Source organism: Mesorhizobium sp. M1A.F.Ca.IN.022.07.1.1, from assembly GCF_003997575.1.
Classification (GTDB): Bacteria; Pseudomonadota; Alphaproteobacteria; order Rhizobiales; family Rhizobiaceae; genus Mesorhizobium.
In genome coordinates this window covers 1-721 of the sequence record NZ_RZST01000698.1, presented here as the reverse complement: position 1 = coordinate 721, position 721 = coordinate 1, and the positions used below count along the sequence as shown (strand labels likewise).

The window sequence follows — 721 nt, the reverse complement described above, 5'->3', positions numbered from 1 at the left end:
GCGCCGGTGGCACCTGTTGCTCCGGTTGCTCCCGTTGCTCCGGTATCGCCGGTAGCGCCAGTCGCACCTGTTGCTCCGGTCGCACCGGTCGAGCCGGTTGCTCCGGTATCACCGGTGGCGCCGGTCGCACCTGTGGCGCCGGTTGCTCCGGTTGCTCCGGTATCGCCCGTGGCGCCGGTGGCACCTGTTGCCCCGGTATCGCCGGTGGCGCCAGTCGCACCTGTGGCGCCGGTTGCTCCGGTCGCACCGGTCGAGCCGGTTGCGCCCGTTGCTCCGGTATCGCCCGTGGCGCCAGTCGCACCTGTGGCGCCGGTTGCTCCGGTTGCGCCCGTTGCTCCGGTTGCGCCCGTTGCTCCGGTATCGCCCGTGGCGCCGGTCGCACCTGTGGCGCCGGTTGCTCCAGTCGAGCCCGTTGCTCCGGTATCACCCGTGGCGCCAGTCGCGCCTGTCGCGCCGGTTGCTCCGGTTGCGCCAGTCGAGCCCGTTGCTCCGGTATCACCCGTGGCGCCAGTCGCGCCTGTCGCGCCGGTTGCTCCAGTCGCCCCAGTGGCCCCGGTCGAGCCGGTATCGCCCGTAGCACCAGTGGCGCCGGTTGCTCCAGTCGCCCCAGTGGCCCCGGTCGAACCCGTTGCTCCGGTATCACCCGTTGCTCCAGTCGAGCCGGTCGCGCCAGTGGCGCCGGTTGCTCCAGTATCGCCGGTGGCGCCGGTCGCACCTGTGG

The 721-nt window shown here is 72.4% G+C and carries 1 protein-coding gene; it reads right to left on the bottom strand.

Features of this window, described 5'->3' with window-relative positions:
* Positions 1–721 (bottom strand): hypothetical protein (locus tag EOA75_RS33470; RefSeq protein WP_206517140.1); only part of this gene is annotated, 721 nt, incomplete at both ends.